Source organism: Pseudomonas sp. R62 (assembly GCF_000257605.1).
Taxonomy (GTDB): Bacteria; Pseudomonadota; Gammaproteobacteria; order Pseudomonadales; family Pseudomonadaceae; genus Aquipseudomonas; species Aquipseudomonas atacamensis.
The window spans coordinates 1-1,164 of record NZ_AHZM01000877.1 but is presented as its reverse complement, the minus strand read 5'-3'; the positions used below and the strand labels follow the sequence as shown (position 1 = coordinate 1,164).

The window sequence follows — 1,164 nt, the reverse complement described above, 5'->3', positions numbered from 1 at the left end:
CAGTGATGGCAGGAAATGGCTGAAACGCACAGCGGAAGAACGCGGCAAGGGTAAGCTCCGACCCGTCATAGCAAAGAGATGGCATTGTGCCTGCAAAGTGCGGCCAAGCCCATACAATGTGATCCAGATCACACACGGTCTCTGTAACGGCCGGAAGCTCGACTATCTGAGCGATCCGCAAACAAAAAAACCGCTGCCCCCTAACGGGAGCAGCGGTTTTCGTCAGACTGCGTTAAGGCTTAGTAGCCCAGTGCGAAGTCTTCTTCTTTCATGTCCATCAGGTTGCCAGCACCCGACAGCATAGTGGCCACGTGGGTACGGGTACGCGGCAGGATGCGCTGGAAGTAGAAGCGCGCGGTTTGCAGCTTGGCGGTGTAGAACGCCTCGTCGCTGGTGCCGGCAGCCAGTTTTTCCGCAGCCAGACGCGCCATGTCCGCCCAGAAGTAGGCCAGGCAGGCATAACCGGAGTACATCAGGTAGTCCACGGAGGCCGCGCCGACTTCTTCGCGGTCTTTCATGGCGGCCATACCGACCTTCATGGTCAGCTCGCCCCATTCCTTGTTCAGTGCAGCCAGCGGCGCGACGAATTCCTGAACGGCTTCGTTGCCTTCGTTGGTCTGGCAGAACTTGTGGACGATCTTGGTGAAGCCTTTCAAAGCTTCGCCTTGAGTCATCAACACTTTACGGCCGAGCAGGTCGAGAGCCTGGATGCCGGTGGTGCCTTCGTACAGCATCGAAATGCGGCTGTCGCGAACGTTCTGCTCCATGCCCCACTCGGCGATGAAACCGTGGCCGCCGTAGATCTGCACGCCGTGGTTGGCGGCTTCGAAACCGACTTCGGTCATGAACGCTTTGGCGATCGGGGTCATGAACGCCAGCAGGGCGTCAGCTTTCTTCTTCTCTTCTTCATCGACGCCGTATTTGACGATGTCGACTTGCTTGGCGGTGAAGTAGACCATCGCGCGGTTGCCTTCGGCGAACGCCTTCATGGTCAACAGCATGCGGCGCACGTCCGGGTGGACGATGATCGGGTCAGCGGCTTTGTCCGGCGCTTTCGGGCCAGTCAGCGAGCGCATTTGCAGGCGATCACGAGCGTATTTCAGACCGCCCTGGAAGCCGATTTCGGCGTGAGCCAGACCTTGCAGTGCGGTACCGAGGCGAGCG

Annotated in this window: 1 pseudogene; it reads right to left on the bottom strand. The window is 59.1% G+C overall.

The window, feature by feature from the left end:
• Positions 1-239 precede the first annotated feature (239 nt).
• Positions 240-1,164, bottom strand: a pseudogene (locus OQK_RS00795) (phenylacyl-CoA dehydrogenase); the annotation flags it as partial.